The organism is Maribacter ulvicola (genome assembly GCF_900155985.1).
In the GTDB taxonomy this organism is placed as follows: Bacteria; Bacteroidota; Bacteroidia; order Flavobacteriales; family Flavobacteriaceae; genus Maribacter; species Maribacter ulvicola.
The window spans coordinates 185,448-204,951 of the sequence record NZ_FTMA01000004.1; the positions used below are offsets into that span (position 1 = coordinate 185,448).

Here is a 19,504-nt window from a genome sequence, read left to right on the forward strand (position 1 = left end):
TTAATTAAGAGAATAAAAATGATTTTAAAAGAGAGGGCTTAGTTTAATGTCCATTACTTAAAACTTGGAAAACGGTAGGCAAGCCATTACGTATCTAGAGCCTTTCAATACTATAAAAAGAGAATAGAAGGTATTTTAAGTATAACCGGAAAAACGACTACTTAGTTTAAAATAAAATAGAGCAGAAGACCTATAGCTTCGTGAGTCCCTAGGTTTTATTGTTCTAATATATAAGTTTCATTCATAGCGTATTTGTCTACTGCTAATGTTTTAATGTGTTACAAGGCTTAAAATAGCAATTTCGAATCATTTGTACTAGATAATGAGACGTATTGAATAGAGGGTCGGAGCTAAAATTATTTTATTTGAAACACGGTTGGTCCGTTGATTTTTTTTCAGCTTTTATAAAAGAAGAACCTCCTTTAAGGTTACTTGGAGAGTTAACTATGGTAAATAGAAATTTAGGTATTCCTTTTGGTTTTGTGAGACTATATACTATATACTATAGAAGAACGCTTCTATATAAATGGTAAACAATAACAATATAATAAGGCTATGATAATAATGAGATGTTCAACGGTATACAGAAATGGGATAGTAAATAATGAGGTAACCGTTGTGGTAGGTAAATAGGGTTAAGTAATGTCAAAGTGATTTCTTGAAAATAAAAAAAAACCATTTACCTAATTAAAGTATTAACTAAAATTAAATGAATATAGTAGTTGCACCAGATTCTTTTAAGGAATGTCTTTCATCGAAAAAGGTTGCCAATGCAATCTCTAAAGGGGTATTAAAAGTAATGCCGAACGCAGAGGTGTTTGAAATTCCAATTTCCGATGGTGGTGAAGGGCTTCTTGAAACAATATTATCAAATACAGAGGGGAGCTTGGTTGCTGTAGAAGTCATGAACCCTTTGTCTATCTCTATAAAAGCAACGTATGGTATTCTAAGAGATAACCAAACCGCAATCATTGAGATGGCAACAGCCTCTGGTCTTGAATTGCTTACCGAAGAAGAAAAAAATCCAATGGTAACAAGTACATATGGTACTGGTCAATTAATAAAAGATGCTTTAGATAAAGGATGCACGAAAATTATAATTGGACTAGGGGGAAGCGCAACGAACGACGGCGGAACCGGACTTGTAAAAGCCCTAGGTGGTAGATTTTTAAATAGTAGAGATGAAGAATTGACGGAAGGCGGGGGTGGTCTTAATCAATTATTTCGAATTGATGTTTCAAATCTTGATAAGAGAATTTTAGATTGTGAAATTCTTGTTGCTTGTGATGTCTCTAACCCTTTAACAGGCTTTAATGGAGCTTCTTGGGTGTACGGAAAACAAAAGGGCGGTTCAGATAGAGATATAGAACTTTTAGATAAAAATCTAAGTCATTATGCAGCCATTATAAAAAGAGATTTAGGCTTGGATATTTTAAATGAACCAGGTTCAGGCGCTGCCGGCGGAACCGGTGCTGCATTGATGGCTTTTTTAAAAGCAGATTTAGTAAATGGAATTGAGTTGATTCTCAAAACTATTGAAATAGAAAAATATATAGAAAAAGCAGATTTAGTACTAACAGGAGAAGGTAAAATTGATGAACAGACCTTAAGCGGGAAAACTATTATGGGCATTGCTACTATGGCAAAGCAGCATAATGTGCCAGTAATTGTATTGACAGGTAAAGTTGGAGAAAATATTGAAGAGATATACAAAATGGGAGTTTGCGGTATATACTCAATTGTAAACCAGCCCATGAAGTTGACCGATGCCATTAGTGGAGCCGCTAACCTTATTGAAGAATGTACTATGAATATAATTGCTACACTACAAACTTTTAGGACCATCCTAAGGAAAAGAAACAAGGTTCTCAACCCTTAATGAATTAAAATGGCAATAGAATCGAATAAAAAAATACGGAATGGCCACATAATGGTTATGATAGGTTGTTTTGACACCAAAGAGGTAGACTTTGAATATCTATACGCTTGCTTGGTGCAAAAGGGTGTTGAGGTTATTAGTATAAATACAGGAGTTTTTGGAGAAACAGATTTGTTCCCTGTGAATTACAGCGCAGAAAAAGTTGCTTTAAATGGGGGTACGAAACTTTCTGAAATACGTAAAAACAAAGATCGTGGGTCGGCTATTGATATCATGGGAAAGGGGGCGGAAAAAATAGTCACGGATTTAGTGATTAAAGGAAAGGTTAGTGGAATTATTGGTATGGGCGGGGGCGGAGGTACGTTTATAGCACTAAAGGCAATGACGGCGGTCCCTTTCGGTATTCCTAAAATATGTTTAAGCACTTTGGCAACAAAAGACCTTTCCCAAAAAGTGGGAGTTAAAGACATTGTCTTAATCCCCACTATTGTTGATGTTACAGGACTTAATAAAATAAGTACCGTTTTAATTAGTCAGGCGGCAGGAGCTTTATGTGGTATGATGTCAACAACAATTCAACGAAGTCAAGAGGTTAAAGGTAGTATTGCCATCAGCGTTTTTGGTAATACGACTATCGCTGCTGATGCATGTACACGAGTGTTAAAGTCTAAAGGTTACGATGTTCTTGCTTTCCATTCCGTTGGTAGTGGAGGTGCAGCTATGGAAACACTAACCGTTGATGGTGTTTTTGATGCAATACTTGATTTAACAACCACTGAACTGGCAGATGAGCTCTGTGGCGGAATTTGTAGTTCGGGTACGGATCGCTTGACTGCTGCCGGAAAAATAGGTATTCCCCAAGTGGTGGTGCCAGGGTGTATTGATATGGTCAATTTTGGACCGCTAAAGACAGTGCCAGAAGAATATAAAGATCGACAACTATTTAGTTGGGCTCCAGATGTTACGTTAATGCGAACCAATGCAGAAGAAAATAAAGTGTTGGGAAAAATAATTGCAGAAAAATTAAATTCATCAAAGGGTCCGGTAACTATTTTATTACCACTAGGGGGAGTATCAAAAATAGGGGGTATCGGAGAAATATTCTATGCTCCTCATATAGATACGGTCCTATTCGATTCAATTCGTGAAAATTGCAAGGAATCAGTGAAAATAGTAGAGGTAAATGCTAACGTGAATACAGTACTATTTGCTGAACGTGCAGTCCAGCAGCTTCTGGAATTATTAGCTTAAATTTTACTTAGGACAAACAAAATATTGGAAAGTAATTAATTAGAGATATACGGTGATGGAAAAAAGTACAATAAATAAAAGTCGTTTACTATTTGCAAGTTTTTTTACAATTGTTGCCGGTGGTGTAGGCTTTGCCGTAAGGGGTTCAATTTTGGTAGACTGGGGAAATCAGTTTGGGTTTACCATGACAGAATTGGGTTCAATAACCGGTGGTGGTTTTGCTGGGTTTGGGATCATTATCATTCTATTTAGTTTAATTGTTGACCGTGTTGGCTATAAACCACTTTTGATTTTGGCCTTTTTTGTTCATTTTCTCTCATTGGTAGTAACGGTAGGTACAGTTTACATATTTAATTCAATGGGGCGTGAAGCCGCTTATTGGTGCCTGTTTTCTGGTACGTTTTTGTTTGCCGTTGGTAATGGTATATGCGAATCGGTAGTTAATCCTCTTGTGGCAACATTATACCCAAAAGCAAAAACGCATTACCTTAATATACTACATGCAGGTTGGCCTGGCGGTATGATTTTAGGAGGTTTACTTTCTATCGCTTTTCATAACATTTTAAGCTGGGAAGCTTTAATGAGTTTCTTTTTAATTCCTGTAATCATCTACGGGGGTATTATTTTTAAAGAAAAACTGCCCTTGTCAGAAGCAAAAGAAGCAGGTATATCTTATAAGGAAATGTTCCGTCAATTTGGTAGACCCTTGTTATTGGTGTTAATGTTACTAATGGTATTGATAGGATATGTGGAATTGGGTACGGATAGTTGGATTCAGAATATAACGGGAAACATTCTTCATAACCCAACAAAAGGAGTACTTCTATTTATTTATACGTCTGCTTTAATGTTCATACTCCGTTTTTTTGCAGGCCCTATAGTACACAAGATATCTCCATTAGGACTCTTATTTGTTTGTTCAATATTAGGAGCAATAGGTTTATACATATTGGGTAACGCTACATCTGGCTTGATTATGGTTTTTGCGGTTACTATTTACGGTATAGCAAAAACTTTCTTTTGGCCTACCATGCTTGGCGTTGTTGGTGAACGCTTCCCTAGAGGCGGAGCCGTTACCATGGGTTTTGTTGGCGGCGTAGGAATGCTTTCGGCTGGTCTTTTAGGAGGTCCCGGTATTGGCTATAAACAAGATTATTTTGCTTCAACTAAAATGAAGCTAGAAGCACCGGAAGCATATGATAGGTATAAGGCAGATGATAAAAACAGTTTTTTATTCTTAACACCAATTAAAGGTTTAAACGGCAGTAAGGTTGCTATTATTAAAGATAATGGAGAACAGTTACAAGGAGATATTGAGCGATGGGAAAGTACTGGGAAAGCCATTGAAGAAAATAACAATCTTAGTGAATTACAGACTTGGTGGGTCAACGCAAAGCCATATGCTTTAAAAGATAAAGAACCTGTAGAGCAAGCGGGCTTTTATGGAGCCGGTAAAGCATTAGAGCTTACTGCCTTCATACCGATAATTATGGCAATAGGCTATTTTTTACTCATCTTATATTTTAAAAAACAAGGCGGGTACAAGCAAATAGAGATTAAGTAATAAACATTTATAAATTTAATATAGAATAGTATGCCAAATCCATGGACGGGTAAAGGAAACCCTTACACAAAACAAGAAGTTAGAGATAGGTTGCAAAAGGTAGTCGATAAAAAACAAGCGATAATAGCTGCTGGCGCAGGTACGGGAATTAGTGCAAAATTTATAGAAATAGGAGGAGCGGATCTTATCATAGTTTATAATTCTGGAAGATTTAGAATGGCAGGTCATGGATCTACCGCTGGTATGATGGCCTATGGCGATGCAAATGCTGTTGCTATGGAAATTGGCGAATTCGAAGTACTGCCCGTAGTAGAAGAAATTCCGGTAATTTGTGGAGTTCACGGCAGTGATCCACGCAGAAGAATGTGGCATTTTCTAGGAAAAGTCAAGGATATGGGTTTTTCTGGGGTGAATAACTTTCCTACACATTCTATCATTGACGGCCATTTTAGAAATGTTTTGGAAGAAACAGGTATGAGTTTTCAAAAGGAAGTTGAAATGGTGAAGTTGGCAACAAAAATGGACTTGTTTTCCATTGTATACGTAGCTAAACCAGAAGAAGCTGTACAAATGGCAGACGCAGGAGCCGATGCTATAATAGCACATGTTGGTACTACTGTTGGCGGTTCTATAGGTGTTACAGGAGCAACCGTAGGTATAGATGCTGCATTAGAAAGAACACAAGCCATTGTCGATGCGGTAAAACAAGCAAATCACGACACATTTTTCTTAGCACATGGAGGTCCAATAAATACTCCGGCCGATGTTCGCTATACCCTTGATCATACAACAGGTCTTCATGGTTTTGTGGGTGCTTCTTCGTTAGAAAGAATGGGCGTAGAGGCTTCATTGACCAATTTAACAAAAGAATTTAAAGCGTTAAAACTGTAGTATAACCACCCAGAAATCTAAATAAAATATGTCCAATACCTGGAAGTTTATAAATAAAGAAGATATAATGTTCGAAAAAGCTTTCGGGCGCAATCATTATTGGCACTACCATCCTAATATGATAAAGAGTGCTGGGTCTTATATGGTGAAAGTAGAGGTTTTAGAAGGTGACGGACATGACTTTCATAGACATCCGGAAATGCATGAAATCCTATATATCCTAAAAGGACAAGCTGAGCAATGGGTAGAGGATGAAATGCAGATTCTTGATGTTGGTGATTCTGTCTATATAGATGCAAATGTTGTACATGCCACTTTTAATGCCGGTAAAGGTAAACTGGAGTTTCTGGCAGTACTGTCCCCGCCCCAAGGGTGGGAGGCAGGCACGATAGATGTAAGTCAAGAAGAACCTTATATAAACTACAGGGCTAAGTAAACGATAGCGATATAAGAACAACGAATCTGATCGAGGGAATAACTAAAAAAAATAAAGTCTAAAATGAAAAAAACGAAATCTCCTTTACTGCTAATGTTTTTTGCGGTTCTATTTTTTTTCGCATGCTCCGGCGAAAAAATGCCACCACCACCTTTAACATATACAGGGAATAATCCTAAAGTACAAGTCCCATTAAGCCCAGAAGATTCACAGAAGCATATACAATTGCCCGATGGTTTTACGGCAGAACTTTTTGCGGCAGAGCCAAATATCATAAACCCTATAGCTTTCACTTGGGATGAGCGAGGTAGGTTATGGGTAATTCAATCTAAGGATTATCCACATGAATTGGCAAATGACGTAGGTGGAGACCGCATTACTATTTGTGAAGATACAAATAGCGATGGTAAAGCAGATAAATTTACTGATTTTGCAACTGAACAAAGTTTGTCTACAGGTATTGTTTTGGTCAAAGGTGGGGCTATTGTTGCTCAAGCTCCAGACATGGTTTTTCTAGAGGATACCAATGGTGATGATAAAATGGACAAAAGAACAGTGCTTTTTAATGGTTTTGGGACCTACGATACGCACGCAGGTCCATCAAGTCTACGCTACGGAATAGATAATGCCATTTGGGGAGCGGTAGGCTATTCTGGTTTTGAAAATAAGTTTAAGGAGAAGTCTGTTAAGTTTACAAGAGGTGTATATCGCTTTGGAAAAGACGGTTCTTTTTTAGAGCCCATCGGTCAATTTGATAACAATACCTGGGGTATGGGTTACAACGAGAATTTTGAGATTTTCGGTTCAACGGCCAATAATAATCATGCGTGTTATGTGGGTATTCCTTTAAAATATTATGAGTATTTGGATAAACTGCCTTCATGGGCCATTAATGCAGATTTTATTCAAGGGCATTATGAAATTAATCCTGTAGATACCATTCCGTTACAACAGGTTGATGTAAGAGGCGGATTTACGGCAGCATCTGGCGCTAATTTTTACACCGCAAGAAATTATCCTGAGAAATACCAAAATCAAATGTACGTTGCAGAACCTACAGGTCATCTTGTACACACGGCCAATATAGTAAAAGATGGAGCAGGTTATAAAGAAGTAGATGGAGGTCATATTTTTGCCAGCACCGATGCTTGGACTGCACCTGTTTTTGCTGAAACCGGACCAGATGGAAACCTTTGGGTAGCGGATTGGTATAACCCGGTAATACAGCACAATCCTGATAAAAGAGGAATGGACAATCAAATTTGGAATGCGGATAAAGGAGAAGGAAACGCACATATTAACCAATTAAGAGATTATGGGCATGGTAGAATTTATATTATAAAGTATCATGATATTGAAAGTTCAGAGATTACCGAATTAGATGCTACAGATGACAATGCTTTATTGAATGCATTACAAAGCGATAATTTATTTTGGCGTACAACATCACAACGCTTAATTATAGAAGGGAATAAAACAGGACTAATTCCTGATTTAATAGCATTGGCAAAAGATGAGTCTAACACCGATAAAAATGGATTGAATGCCCCTGCCTTACATGCACTTTGGACGCTGAATGGTCTTGGTGCTATTAACACGAATAATCCTGATGCTGATATGGCGGTAGTTAATGCCTTAACCAGCCGTAGTTATGCGGTTAAAAGAGCTGCTATGACCCTTTTACCGGAGACGGCAGAAGGTGCAGAGTTATTAGCAAATTCTGGAATTTTAACTGATGCGGATACACAATTACGACTTGCGGCAATTTTGAGAGCAGGTGAATTACCAGAATCGGCATCATTATATACAGAAATGGAAAAGGTTTCTAAAGATGCCGATAATTCTTCTGATAAATGGTTGAATGCAGCGATCAAGGTATATTTTAGGGAATTAGATCATGAAGAGGTAGCGGTTACTTCAGTAGAAATGTTAGAGGGGCTAGGTAAAGAAAAAAACACTTGGAACTATACAGAAAAAGAACCGGAAATCAATTGGATGGCTGTTGACTTTAAAGACTCTACATGGAAGAAAGGACAAGGAATGTTTGGGGGTAATGATGAAGAGCGAATAAAAACGAAGTGGACTACTAAAGAGATTTGGTTGCGTAAGGAAATAACAATTGATCATGAGATTGATGAGCCAGTAATAAAAATAGCTAATGATGACGATTATGAGCTTTATGTGAATGGAGAACTCTTAATGGCCGAAACAGGTTCTAATGCCAGCTATAGGTACCTAAAAGTTGATAAGGACAAAAGCGGTTTTTTCAAAAAAGGGAAAAATATAATTGCTGTTCATTGTAAGAATACTGGCGGTAATCAACATATTGATGTTGAAATTGGCAAAATTGGCAAGGCAAAAGTAGATGTCACTTTTGATCTTAAAACGGTGAGCCAAGAAATGGCTTTTGATAAAACAGAATTAAAGGCTGTTGCAGGACAAACCGTAGAAATTAAATTGGAGAACGTAGATCAAATGCCACATAATTTGGTAGTCATAACTGCTGGAAGTTTGGATGTTTTTGGACCTACGGTAGATAAATTCGTTACTACACCCAATGCAGAAAAAATGGGTTACGTACCAAATTCTAGATACGTCTTAGGAGCCACCAAAATGTTGAATCCTAATGAGAGCGGTTCTGTAATTTTTACATTGCCCAATACCCCAGGTACGTACCCTTTCGTATGTACTTTTCCTGGTCATTGGAGATTCATGAAAGGTGTTATTATAGTAACTGCACCAAAATCTGAATAAGGTATAGATTGTCAATCAAAAAAGTAAAATCCTAAATTAGAAAGAAGGAAGAATTGTAAAATTTATTAAAATGAAAAAAGTAGCAATTTTATTAGTACTAGTAGGTATGGCTTTTGGGTGTAAAGTTCAAGAATTACCAAAAGAGTATAAAAACGATGCATCGGTCGGTTACTATATATCCGGTAAAAAAAGAGCCACCAAAATTGCTGTTACAGGCGGCAGTGGCTCACATGATTTTTTAAAATATTTTGGAGAGGCAGATGGGAAAATTTTAAGTCAAAATGGAAAAAATACTGTGATTTTTACTCAAGATCCAAATGAAATGGATGCTTTAATACCAGTTATGGACATATTGATGCTTACAAATAACCAACCCTTGCAAAAGGTTTCTAAAGAAGCTATTTTTTCTAGGGTGAATGTCGGTAAGCTAAACTTGTTAATTTACCACCCTAGTACGTGGTATAATTGGAGTGATTGGCCAGAATACAACAAACAGCTTGTTGGTGGGGGGTCTCGTTCACATGAAAAATTACAAGAATTTGAAGTAACGGTTGTAAAACCTAACCATCCGATAATGAAAGGTGTACCGTCTAAATTTAAAATTGTGGATGAACTATATCGCTGGGAGAAAGATGCTGATGCAGAGATAGAAGTACTTGCCGTAAGTAAAGGATTGGAGTCAGGTGAAGAATACCCTTCTATATGGATAGTTAAACATCCAAATGCAAAAATAGTAGGTAATACTTTGGGGCATGATGCCGCCGCTCATGAAAATGAAGCCTATAAAACAATATTGGAGAACAGTATAGAGTGGGTCAAGTAGCATATAAATAATCATGTGTTTTACAATCTATGAATAGATACCACGTAAAACATATGATTATATCAATTTCAACTATTTGTTTAAATAGGTTAGAATTTTACGTCAACTTGCGTTGAACAAGGGATTTGAAGTTTTCACCAAAGCGTAAGCTATTTCATTTGAAGCAGTTTTTGGCGTTGAGCCCTTTTATGACCTCCTCCCATATGTAGTATACGTATTAAAAAATGTGTGGAAATATAGGACATAAAAAAACGGTTTAGTGAAAACCAAACCGTTTTTAAACTTAGTAGCGGGGACTGGACTCGAACCAGCGACCTTCGGGTTATGAGTTCAAGAAAATTCCTACGCTAAAAAATTAACTAATTGATTATCAGTAATTTATATTTTTGGTTTTACCGAAAATTGCTTCTCACCGTATGCGGTAGCGTATTCGGTCTTATTTAAGGTGAAGATAATAAATACTTAAGGAGAAAGAAAAATTGTTGAATTAATCTTCTAATTTGAACTATTCGTAGTTAATGATTCAGCTAAAACTAAAGCGTTATAAACATTTACTACGCTTCCTGTTTTGGAAAGTTCATTGAAGGGTATTTTAATGTTGTTATCCGATGAGTCTTTCATAGAAACTTCTATGTTGTATTGGACTCCAGTTTTAAGAAGTATGTCCTTTATTTGATGGGCTTTTAATTTAGGGTAATAGCATTTTATAATGGCAGCTGATTTCGATACAACTGCCGCAGCCTCAGATGTGCCGCTTCCATAAGCGTAATCTTCATTTTTGATGGAAGTAGCAGTGTATATTTCTTCTCCGGGAGCAAAAATATCTACCTCGGTTTTACCATAGTTTGTAGCAGGATGAACAAAGGTGCTGTCTAGAGTGTAATTTGAAGTTCCAATTCTCATAAAGTTATTAGAGATTTCTGTATGACCGGTAGGGGAGTTGTCATTAGGATATCTATACTTTGGTTCAGCATCTAGATCAATACCTACATTGCCAGAAGAAACAACAATCAGAACATCTTTAGATTCAGCATACTTAATGGCATCATGTACCCAATCTTCATGAAGAGAAAAGTATTTTCCAGAACTGATGTTAATGATATCGGCACCATTGTCAGCTGCATATCTAATTGCTAGCGCCATATCCTTGTCGTTCTCTCCACCCAAACCGGAAATAGGCAATGGCATTATTTTTATGTGTTTCATAATATCTTGAAGTGATTCTTCTCCAAAAGAAGAAACAATTACACCTGCCATTTTTGTACCGTGGGTGAGTATTTCGGTATTATGACTAACGTTGCCATTACCATAATTTGTGTCAATTAGGTTGTTTAGATCATCACCTATGATTGCTCTATCGTCGTAGTCGAAATTTAATTGGATAGCGATTCTTTTTTCAGCTTTTAGCATCATGTTATCTACGTAAGAATCATCAACATTCTCATCTTGGTACATCTTATGCAATTCAATGACCTCTGCCATCTTAGGGTTCGATGATAAAAGACTATCTAATTTGGTTTCATTAATTTTTTTATCCGGGAAGAAATTACTCAAGGTTGTTTTTGTATTGTAATACAAACTATCCATTTTTTTAACTCCTAATAAATTTTCTTCAGCATATTCCATCCTTTCATTATATACTTTTTGCGCTCTTGGGAGTTGACTAGCCAACTCAGGTCTTAATGGTATTCCCATCTTTTCTGCAATTAAAAATCTGGTAAACTCATAGTGCATGAATATGATATTTTCATTTTTAGAATTGCCTATAAAATTCCAGCCATGTATGTCATCAATGTAGCCATTTTGATTATCGTCAATATGATTTCCTGCAATCTCATTAGTGTTCTTCCATATATTATTTTTTAATGCTTTATGGTCAATTTTGATCGGCATATCTATTACGGCTACAATAACATCAGTTCCTTTTTTATTAGTAAGAAGTTCCTCCGTTGCCCTTAATAGACTAATGCCAGGTATCGTATCTTTTTCAATATCTCTAATTGCCCAACTTTTTAGTTGGTTTTTCATTCCCTCTTTAGACTTTTTTGAACTTAAAGCAATGGTATGTGAACTATTTATAATCTTAGTATTATTTCTTGTACATGAGAGCGTGAGTAAAGTAAATAAAATAATAGCTGTTATAGTTTTCATAGGCGTAAGTTAAAAATAACATGAGTAGATTATAGATTCTTTTTAACAAATGATGTCACTTTCTATCTGATTTTTTGATTAATTTCAAGTTCAATAGTTTTCTTTCACTTCCTATTTAAAAAAAAGCTAAATCGAGATAACAAACATTAAGAGGAAATAGTTATGAGTTACATGAATAAATTTGGTGCTGAAGATTTAGATTATCTTTTACATCATGATGAGGGATTAAAATGTTGGCAAACAGATTATAGATTGTTAAGAGAACGCGATGAGGAATATGATACGCTAATGTGGTTGGGTGGTATGATTGATTTTAAGAATTTATGTGAATTAGATAAGCCTAAACAATTACCGAGACAGCGCCCATTGTTTACTTAAAATAGTTTGCAAGAGCATTATTACCTTAGGTCTTTGTTATGTAAAAGCGAAATGTTTTCAGAGATATTTTCACTTCTTTAAATTAACGGGTCCAATTCATTTATTTTGGAAGTAACCCATTCCATCCATTCTTCAGTTTCCTCATTAATATTCCCTTTAGAGATTGCATCTTCTTTTTTGGCTTCCATAAATTTCCTTAGAAGTTCTGCCCTTTGCCAATTTTCTGCATCTGTATAAAGTTGTAGCTTTCTTTCTTCTTCTATTTTTTGTAAACGTTCCAATTCTTGTTGTTTTTGCTCTTCTAAAGCACGCTTGTTTCTAATGATTTCATTTTTTATATGGCACTTATGCCACATGGTGCAATCATTTTCTATATAATCAAGAATTTTTGGAATTTGTTCTTCAATTTTAATGTTATCGGTATCTAGCCAACTCTTTTTGTTGGTATACCCTGTTTGAAATTCTAGTTTATCACTTTTTACAAAATCATGAGTACTCCATCCTCCCTCTGTAATTCTCTTTTCACGATGGTATTTCTGTCTAAGATTTATTTGAATGGTTTGATTGTAAAGTTCGACATAACATGTGCCAAGATTAAACTTAATATTTATACCTCGTAATTCTGCATTCGCTATAAAAATGTTCATGAAGTTTAGAGCTCTTTTTTGTAGCTTTTTATCAGTATGTATGGGAAGTATATCTTTTTGTCTTTTATATTGGGTTCTAACAACTGAATCTCTATAAGATTTTGTAATTGTTAATTGCTGCTTGGTTTTTACTACTAATGGATGTTTTTTCTTAGGAATTATAATCTGTGGTTTTATTTCACGATTCCTCTGGTTTTTTTCAATTCACTTAAGTCAATCTGTTTACTTTCATCAACCTCTTCGGATAGAGCAATATTAGTAACATGCTTGCCAAACCTTAGCTTAGTCCAATAACCCAACTCAGGTAATGGTATGTTATTTTCAGTACACAATTTTCTGAAAGCTAGATAGTCTATGTCATGTTCTTTACATATTTGTTTTATTGGTGTAGTCCATACCAATTCATATAAGTTTTTAACATTCATGATTATACTTTTATATTGTACGGTTAATTGAGTGCTATTATTTATTCGAATACGATTTTCGACTTTAGCATATATGTGTGAATTTTCCCTTATTTTTAAATAAGTAATTAAAGTATTTACCTCTGAAATAAATCGATTTTAAAACAATTTTAAACTATAGAAATATGAGTGCTTCAAATTCAATCAAGAATATAGAAAGTAAATTAGACTTTGTAATAATAGGAGTTCTATTCTTTGGTGTAATAGCATCTGTGTTATTGACCATAAACCTAATTAATTAGGTTAAAAATCTCGATTCTCTGGATTGTCTAAAAACCTGTTTAAAATATCCCTAATATGTTTAGGTTCTTTGTGTATGGGTTTGTTATTGGCAACAATAATGTCAGAGGTTGGAGTTAAGGTAAACCAGGCATCATCGTGAGATCTGTCCCATACTCCGTAAAGACATTTAGTATGTTTTTTTATTATAATGTCTTCTTTGAAACTTATGGTTCCGCTGAAACGTGGTGTGTTACTGTTTCGATAAGACCTATTGTTTTCCAGTAAAAAACTTAATCTTGACCAAGAGCTTGTATCTTGAGTGATATTCTCTAAAGTTTCTTTGTTTAACCAGTTCATAAGAAGATCCTCAAGTTTATGAGAATAGCTGACAATTAAATATTTCTCAACTATGTTTTCTTGAAGATGAATAAGACCTAGCAAATTAAATTTATAGAAGACCTCATAGTTTTCGCCATGATTTAAGAAAGATATTTTTTTGATTCCTTCTCTAATGAAATGAAGCATGAATCGAGCTTCCTCTTTATTAAATTGTGTTTCTTCAAAATGTTCAACAGCGGCATTTAATTTACTGTAAAGTTCATTTTTCTTCTTCTCTTCTTGCTCTTTTTGTTCCCGTAATTTATTTATCTCTTCTTCTATTTTTAGTTCTTCCCTAATCTCACAAAGCTCGCAGATTGGTTCATCCTTAAGAATCTGTAAAAAGTTGGACTGAGAATACACTTCTTGTTCCAGAATCATATCACATGTTCTACACTTGTATTGTAGTTCTACATATGAATATTCTTTTACCACTACATAGATGTCATGAATTCTCAGTTTATTCTCGGTAGATAGCTGTTTTGGTTTATTGGGGAAAATGCCATTTTCAAAAACCCAATAAGTATTTAGTAATTGTAAAGTTGGCTTGTCGGGATTATTCTTGATAATAATCGAATAGTTAATTTCTTGAGAGTTGTCCATAAAAAAAGCGTGGAACTGAACTTGCTGACGTCAGAGGTATCGCCAGACACCCAACAACCAAACAAGGACAGCCCACGCAGTGGCGTGGGCGTCAAAACTTTGATTGAGGTTGTGAGATGAAAACTGGCGATTTTCTGACATCCAATCAAAAGCGAAACGCTTTCGTATATATTTTAAAAGTTCTTTATATTCCTATTTTAGATTAATTATTGTTATTAGAATCCAAATTTACTGAATATAAATGATTGGTAATTTAAAGGTGTTTATTGATTTGTTTCTTTAAATACTTAGAACAGTTTATATTTAACCGTGGTTAAGAAAGTAGTGTATATAGATATGGATGATGTTCTTTGCAATTATAGCAAAGCACATGAAAAGGCATTGATAGAAAAACCGGAAGTTCTATTCCCGCAAAGTCAGCCTGGTTTCTTTGAGAATTTAGAGCCAATGAAAAATGCAATCGAATCTTTTCACTTCTTTTTGAAAAGCGATTATTTTCAGCCATTTATACTTACCACACCTTCTATATTGAATCCTTTATGCTATACAGAGAAAAGACTTTGGGTAGAAAAGCATCTAGGTTTAGAAATGGTAGATAGATTAATTATTTCTAATCATAAAGGTTTATTAGTGGGTGATTATTTAATTGATGACCATAGTGATGGTCGTGGTCAAGAACACTTTAACGGAACACTTATACAATTCGGTCAATCTGATTTTGAAGATTAGGAAGCTGTGATATGTTTTTTTCTGAAGAATTGAAAAATATTTGAGAAGTAAGAATCGGTAATTAATTTTTAATTTAGGTCATTTACAAAACTTTAACTTTTATAGGTAACAATATCATTAACTTTTTATGTGTTAGTATAGGATATTTACTCATAAATAATTTTCTATGGCTAATAGTAAACACGCACACTTGCGGTATAATATTTTAGATGAGTATTTTAGGAAAAGAGCTTATTCATTTGAAGATTTATTAATAGCTCTCAATGCAGCTCTTGAAATTCATTACCCAAATGAGAGTATCTCTGTTAGAACACTTAGGGAAGATTTAAAGGTATTTCGAGATAATATTAATGGCTTTGCTGCTCCACTTCCAGAAAAAGCCAGAATATTAAAGTATTCAGATTCATCTTTTACTATTGCAGATAAACCCTTACTGGATTATGAACAATATTTAATTGATGCTGCTCAACAATTACTTCAACGATTTGAGAACCATCCTAAATATGATAGGCTATCAGAAGCATTATTAAAGTTTCAAGAAGAAGAGCAAAAGCAAAAAAATGATAATATCAATATTTTGTTTTATGATCATAACGATGAATACAAGGGAATACAGTTGTTGAAACCAATCTATCACGCAATTAATAATAAAACGGTCTTAACTATAACTTATAAAGGATTTAAGGATAAAGAAGTAACTACATACACGTTCCATCCACATGTTTTGAAAGAGTATAATAATAGATGGTTTGTATTTGGATTTAATGATACCAAAAATATTCAAAATTGGAGTATTCCCTTAGATGAGCGTTTAATTGATTTCACGAAAAACAACGATGTAATTTACGTAGAATCAAATACCGATTGGCATTTGTTTTTTAATTCTATGGTGGGTATTGTTAAGCCCTTAAACGCTATAAAAGAAAGGGTTGTTTTACGTTTTTATAATGGTCGAGAAGAATATTTTAAAACCAAACCTTTTCATTCAGGGTATGATTTGTTTTTTGAAAAAGATAAAAAGAATCAGGTTTGGTTTGATACAATAATTAATAGGGAGCTTGTCCAACAAATATTATCCTACGGTCAAGACGTCCAAGTCTTAGAGCCAGAAATTTTACTTATTCAAGTAGCACAGCAAATTAAATCCATGAATAACCTCTACAATTCTTAATTGTGCAATTACACCGCATAGTTATTTTAGTTCTTTACATCAGATTTTTAAAATGAAACAGACTGCTTTACGGTAAACCGTAATCAAATTATATTTTTCTAGGCTACTTTAACTAATTATTAAACTTAACCAAAATAATCTATGTCATTTTTTCAAACCCTAACGATATCAAAAAACAGTGATCAAGATAAAAAACAAGCTTTATGGAAATATGAGATAAGTGATGAAGATTTAGATAGACTTATTTCTACTTTAAAATATGGGAAAATTTATAATATAGACCCTAAAGACGTTTGTTTATACTATGCTGTATGGTGGAAAAGAAAGTATAATGGTGGTATACCTAGTAAGCAAGAAATATTTGAATCTATTGGGGGTAATCTTAAATATAACCTGACGAAGGAAGAGTTTTTTAAACTTGCTAAAATAGGTGCACGACAGCTAGGGGTTAAATGGATTAAAAAACAAAATACACTTTATTTTAAAACATTATTGTTGCAAGGCGGGTTGCCATTAAAGCATATTGCTGAAAATAAAGGTGTTTATAAGGTTTTTTTGGAGGCAGTTTTAGAAGAGCAACCAGAGTCTATAGAAGATTTTATATTTAAAAACCATATCATAGATTTATTACCTAAATCTAGTCAGAATGATACTATTTATGAAAATTGTTTTGAAATAGTAAGATCTATTCTGAATGATGATGGTGCATATGATTCGTTATTTGAAAGTGAGGAGTCGTTGAAAGAGATTTCAACTGCTTTAAAAATTAAACGGAAATCTTTAGTCAAGAAGAAGAGACAATCTAAGCCTAAGAATTATTGGTTATTGAGTTTTAAAAATGATACGCCAAAAATTACACTAAGACTGGGTTTCGCAGATTCTTATTCAAAGGAAGCTTTAAGTGATATTTTAAGATTTGAACCTACCGATAGAAATTATCAATTCTTTATGGATGATAATTTAATATGTGTTTTTCGGAAAATGGCTAATGGTAAATATAAAACGGATTGGTACAGCAATCAAAATGAAGAGAGAGATGTTTTAGAAGGTATCCCTTATACTTATGTCGTTGGAAATGAATTGAAAACTGAACTTCCTGAATTTATACAAACTATACCCAATTTAGATGAACCCAGTTTATGGTCGAGGTTTAATGACAACGAATGGCGATTGGTAAAAGGGTATACTGTATCGAATAAAGATGCAGCTATACTTTACCCAAATACTTGGAAATGCTTTTTACCTGCAACCAACATTTCTATTTACGATAAAATTCTTTCTTGGGTTTCATTTGAAGGTGAAGTTGAAATTCAGAGTGAGAATGAAGAAAACACCTATATAAGTGGTGTGGATTCATTTGATTGGATTATTGAAAGTAAGCGCCCAAGTTGGATGTTAAAATCAAATTTAACCGTTACCCAGGGTCTTCCTAAAATTCTCTTATATGATGATTCTGGTTATGATATAAATAATTCTCGTTTTACAACTTTTATTAAAAGGCATAATAGTAAAGAACAATGGGAAAGTCTTAGTAGAATAAAAAACATTTCAAAAGGTTGTTATGATTTAAAAATAGAGAAAGATGGGGTAATTGCTCATGACACTTTCTTCAATATTGGAAATTTAAAGGCTAGATTTTTGGAGCAAACTATTGATACTGCTGTAGTCGATTTCACTAATAATGATTTTTATGAAATGAAATTAAGTGAGACAGATTTGGTCGAAATAGAGCAAACTGAAAATCGATATTCACTGAAAGTAAATAAAGAAAAGTTAAAAATACCTTCAATAATAAAAGGTTCTTTTGGACTTTCTAATAAAAAGAAATTGTTTTTCGATATGCGTTCTCCATTTCAAGGAATGGCTATCACTGATAGTGATGGCGGAATTATTGATGAGAACCAGCCTTTGTCTCTTGCTAATCTTTATGGACTTAGAATACTAAGTACTCCAAAAAGAGAAACCTTGTTAAAGCTTAAGAATAGCTTAAAACCAGATGTGAAGATTACAAAGGAAATCAAAGATTCAACACAGCCATTAATAGCTTATAAAGATGAAATTGTTAGGCTTTTATATTTAGCTGACGTCATGAATCATGAAAATACGGTTACTTTAGAATTGTCAGAAGGTAGCTATAGAAGGACTTATCGAATTTCGGGTTTTAGCCACACACTAGATGTTAGCAATCAATTAGAATACCGTGTAGATGTATTTAACTCAAGTGATAAATTAGAATTATATGCTGTAGCTCTAAATTGTAATTCTGAAAAAATTACACCAATTTCTTTAACTAAAATAGAAAGTGGTTATGAAATCCCAACATCTATTGAGTCTAACGAATTAATAGTGTTCTCTTCTAAAATAGATGGTAAGCAATTGATGCCAAGATTTGTTAGAACTACTGAATTTTACTCGGGTATTGATAAGGCAGAAAGAATTGAAAAATATCATACCAATCTCTCTTCAGCGGGCTTTAGCGATGAAATTTGGAAAGAAGTATTGTCTTATTTCAAAATCTGTATAGATTTTGATATCCCATTCTCAACCTTTGACCAATTAAGAGCAATTTCTAGAAGTTCAAATGTGGCGTCAAGGGCTTTTCTTTATTTGGGAATTAATCATCATGACCCCAATGAATATATCCAAAATGTTATTCCAGAGATGGAGAAAGATTTAGGTTTTTGCTTTCATTGGATTTCAAAAATAGATTGGGGTAATGCTATAGAAGAAGTTAATGAGCTTACTGGTAATAACTACTACAATCATATTCTAGAACTTCTTTCATCCTATTTAAGTTTAAATGGTCAGACGAAACTTTTTAAATTTATTAGCGGAGCCAAAATCGAGACTAACAGTATTTCCCAAAGAGATATATTAGATCTTCGTCAGCAATTAGGTGAAAGAGTTTTAAAAGAGCTTCCATATCACAGTCCTAAAATTAATAGTACTTATAGTGTTCAAATTGAACAGCATAAAGCAGTAAAAGTATTATTGAGATCACCAATTGCAGTTGCAGAATCAATTAACAATATTGAAAATGAGAACCCTATATGGGGAGGTGATGACTTTAGGGATGTAATTAGGAGAAACATCCAGTATAGCCAATATTTGAAACCAGATTTTTATAATAGTATCATTTTACATGTCCTTAACAGAAACTAAA

The 19,504-nt window shown here is 34.2% G+C and carries 15 protein-coding genes; 11 read left to right on the forward strand and 4 right to left on the reverse strand.

Annotated elements, in window-relative coordinates:
* Positions 1 to 709: 709 nt before the first annotated feature.
* The 7 genes from BW936_RS12980 to BW936_RS13010 all read left to right on the forward strand — a co-directional run bounded on the left by BW936_RS12980 (position 710) and on the right by BW936_RS13010 (position 9,598).
* Positions 710 to 1,879 (forward strand): glycerate kinase, encoded by a 1,170-nt coding sequence (locus tag BW936_RS12980; RefSeq protein ID WP_076548830.1) that lies wholly within the window; start codon positions 710 to 712, stop codon positions 1,877 to 1,879.
* A gap of 9 nt (positions 1,880 to 1,888) precedes the next feature.
* Positions 1,889 to 3,130, forward strand: coding sequence for a Tm-1-like ATP-binding domain-containing protein (locus BW936_RS12985; RefSeq protein WP_084182077.1), 1,242 nt, complete (start codon positions 1,889 to 1,891; stop codon positions 3,128 to 3,130).
* Positions 3,131 to 3,185: 55 nt separating this feature from the next.
* Positions 3,186 to 4,694: an MFS transporter gene (locus BW936_RS12990; protein ID WP_076548831.1), complete on the forward strand. Its 1,509-nt coding sequence runs from the start codon at positions 3,186 to 3,188 to the stop codon at positions 4,692 to 4,694.
* 30 nt (positions 4,695 to 4,724) lie between these two features.
* Entirely contained in the window at positions 4,725 to 5,585 is an 861-nt protein-coding gene (locus tag BW936_RS12995) for a phosphoenolpyruvate hydrolase family protein (RefSeq protein WP_076548832.1), read from the forward strand.
* Between the two features lie 28 nt (positions 5,586 to 5,613).
* On the forward strand, positions 5,614 to 6,021 hold the full coding sequence (locus tag BW936_RS13000) for a cupin domain-containing protein (protein WP_076548833.1): 408 nt from the start codon (positions 5,614 to 5,616) through the stop codon (positions 6,019 to 6,021).
* 63 nt (positions 6,022 to 6,084) lie between these two features.
* Positions 6,085 to 8,775, forward strand: a complete 2,691-nt coding sequence (locus tag BW936_RS13005; RefSeq protein WP_084182078.1) for a PVC-type heme-binding CxxCH protein — start codon at positions 6,085 to 6,087, stop codon at positions 8,773 to 8,775.
* Positions 8,776 to 8,845: 70 nt separating this feature from the next.
* Positions 8,846 to 9,598 carry a ThuA domain-containing protein gene (locus tag BW936_RS13010; RefSeq protein ID WP_076548835.1) on the forward strand — a complete coding sequence of 251 codons (753 nt, stop codon included), beginning with the start codon at positions 8,846 to 8,848 and terminating at the stop codon, positions 9,596 to 9,598.
* A 495-nt stretch (positions 9,599 to 10,093) separates the two neighbouring features.
* Here BW936_RS13010 and BW936_RS13015 read toward each other — a convergent pair whose 3' ends face one another.
* Entirely contained in the window at positions 10,094 to 11,749 is a 1,656-nt protein-coding gene (locus tag BW936_RS13015) for a S8 family serine peptidase (protein WP_076548836.1), read from the reverse strand.
* 162 nt (positions 11,750 to 11,911) lie between these two features.
* Here BW936_RS13015 and BW936_RS13020 point away from each other — a divergent pair, with 162 nt between their 5' ends.
* Complete coding sequence (locus BW936_RS13020; RefSeq protein ID WP_143744149.1) at positions 11,912 to 12,127, forward strand: hypothetical protein; 216 nt, start codon at positions 11,912 to 11,914, stop codon at positions 12,125 to 12,127.
* 77 nt (positions 12,128 to 12,204) lie between these two features.
* On the opposite strand, the gene BW936_RS13025 is transcribed toward BW936_RS13020, so the two are convergent.
* From BW936_RS13025 to BW936_RS13035, 3 genes are all read right to left on the reverse strand, one after another.
* The gene (locus BW936_RS13025) at positions 12,205 to 12,774 is read right to left on the reverse strand and encodes a hypothetical protein (RefSeq protein WP_076548838.1); all 570 of its coding nucleotides are present in this window, start codon (positions 12,772 to 12,774) and stop codon (positions 12,205 to 12,207) included.
* 173 nt (positions 12,775 to 12,947) lie between these two features.
* Positions 12,948 to 13,199 (reverse strand): hypothetical protein, encoded by a 252-nt coding sequence (locus BW936_RS13030; protein WP_076548839.1) that lies wholly within the window; start codon positions 13,197 to 13,199, stop codon positions 12,948 to 12,950.
* Positions 13,200 to 13,481: 282 nt separating this feature from the next.
* A complete protein-coding gene (locus tag BW936_RS13035; protein ID WP_076548840.1) occupies positions 13,482 to 14,441 on the reverse strand; it encodes a hypothetical protein in 960 nt (319 codons plus the stop codon).
* Between the two features lie 309 nt (positions 14,442 to 14,750).
* Between BW936_RS13035 and BW936_RS13040 the strand changes: the two genes are divergently transcribed.
* The 3 genes from BW936_RS13040 to BW936_RS13050 all read left to right on the forward strand — a co-directional run bounded on the left by BW936_RS13040 (position 14,751) and on the right by BW936_RS13050 (position 19,503).
* On the forward strand, positions 14,751 to 15,170 hold the full coding sequence (locus BW936_RS13040; RefSeq protein WP_208611122.1) for a 5' nucleotidase, NT5C type: 420 nt from the start codon (positions 14,751 to 14,753) through the stop codon (positions 15,168 to 15,170).
* Positions 15,171 to 15,336: 166 nt separating this feature from the next.
* The gene (locus tag BW936_RS13045) at positions 15,337 to 16,341 is read left to right on the forward strand and encodes a helix-turn-helix transcriptional regulator (RefSeq protein WP_076548842.1); all 1,005 of its coding nucleotides are present in this window, start codon (positions 15,337 to 15,339) and stop codon (positions 16,339 to 16,341) included.
* A gap of 141 nt (positions 16,342 to 16,482) precedes the next feature.
* The gene (locus tag BW936_RS13050; RefSeq protein ID WP_076548843.1) at positions 16,483 to 19,503 is read left to right on the forward strand and encodes a hypothetical protein; all 3,021 of its coding nucleotides are present in this window, start codon (positions 16,483 to 16,485) and stop codon (positions 19,501 to 19,503) included.
* The last annotated feature ends 1 nt before the right edge of the window (position 19,504 follow it).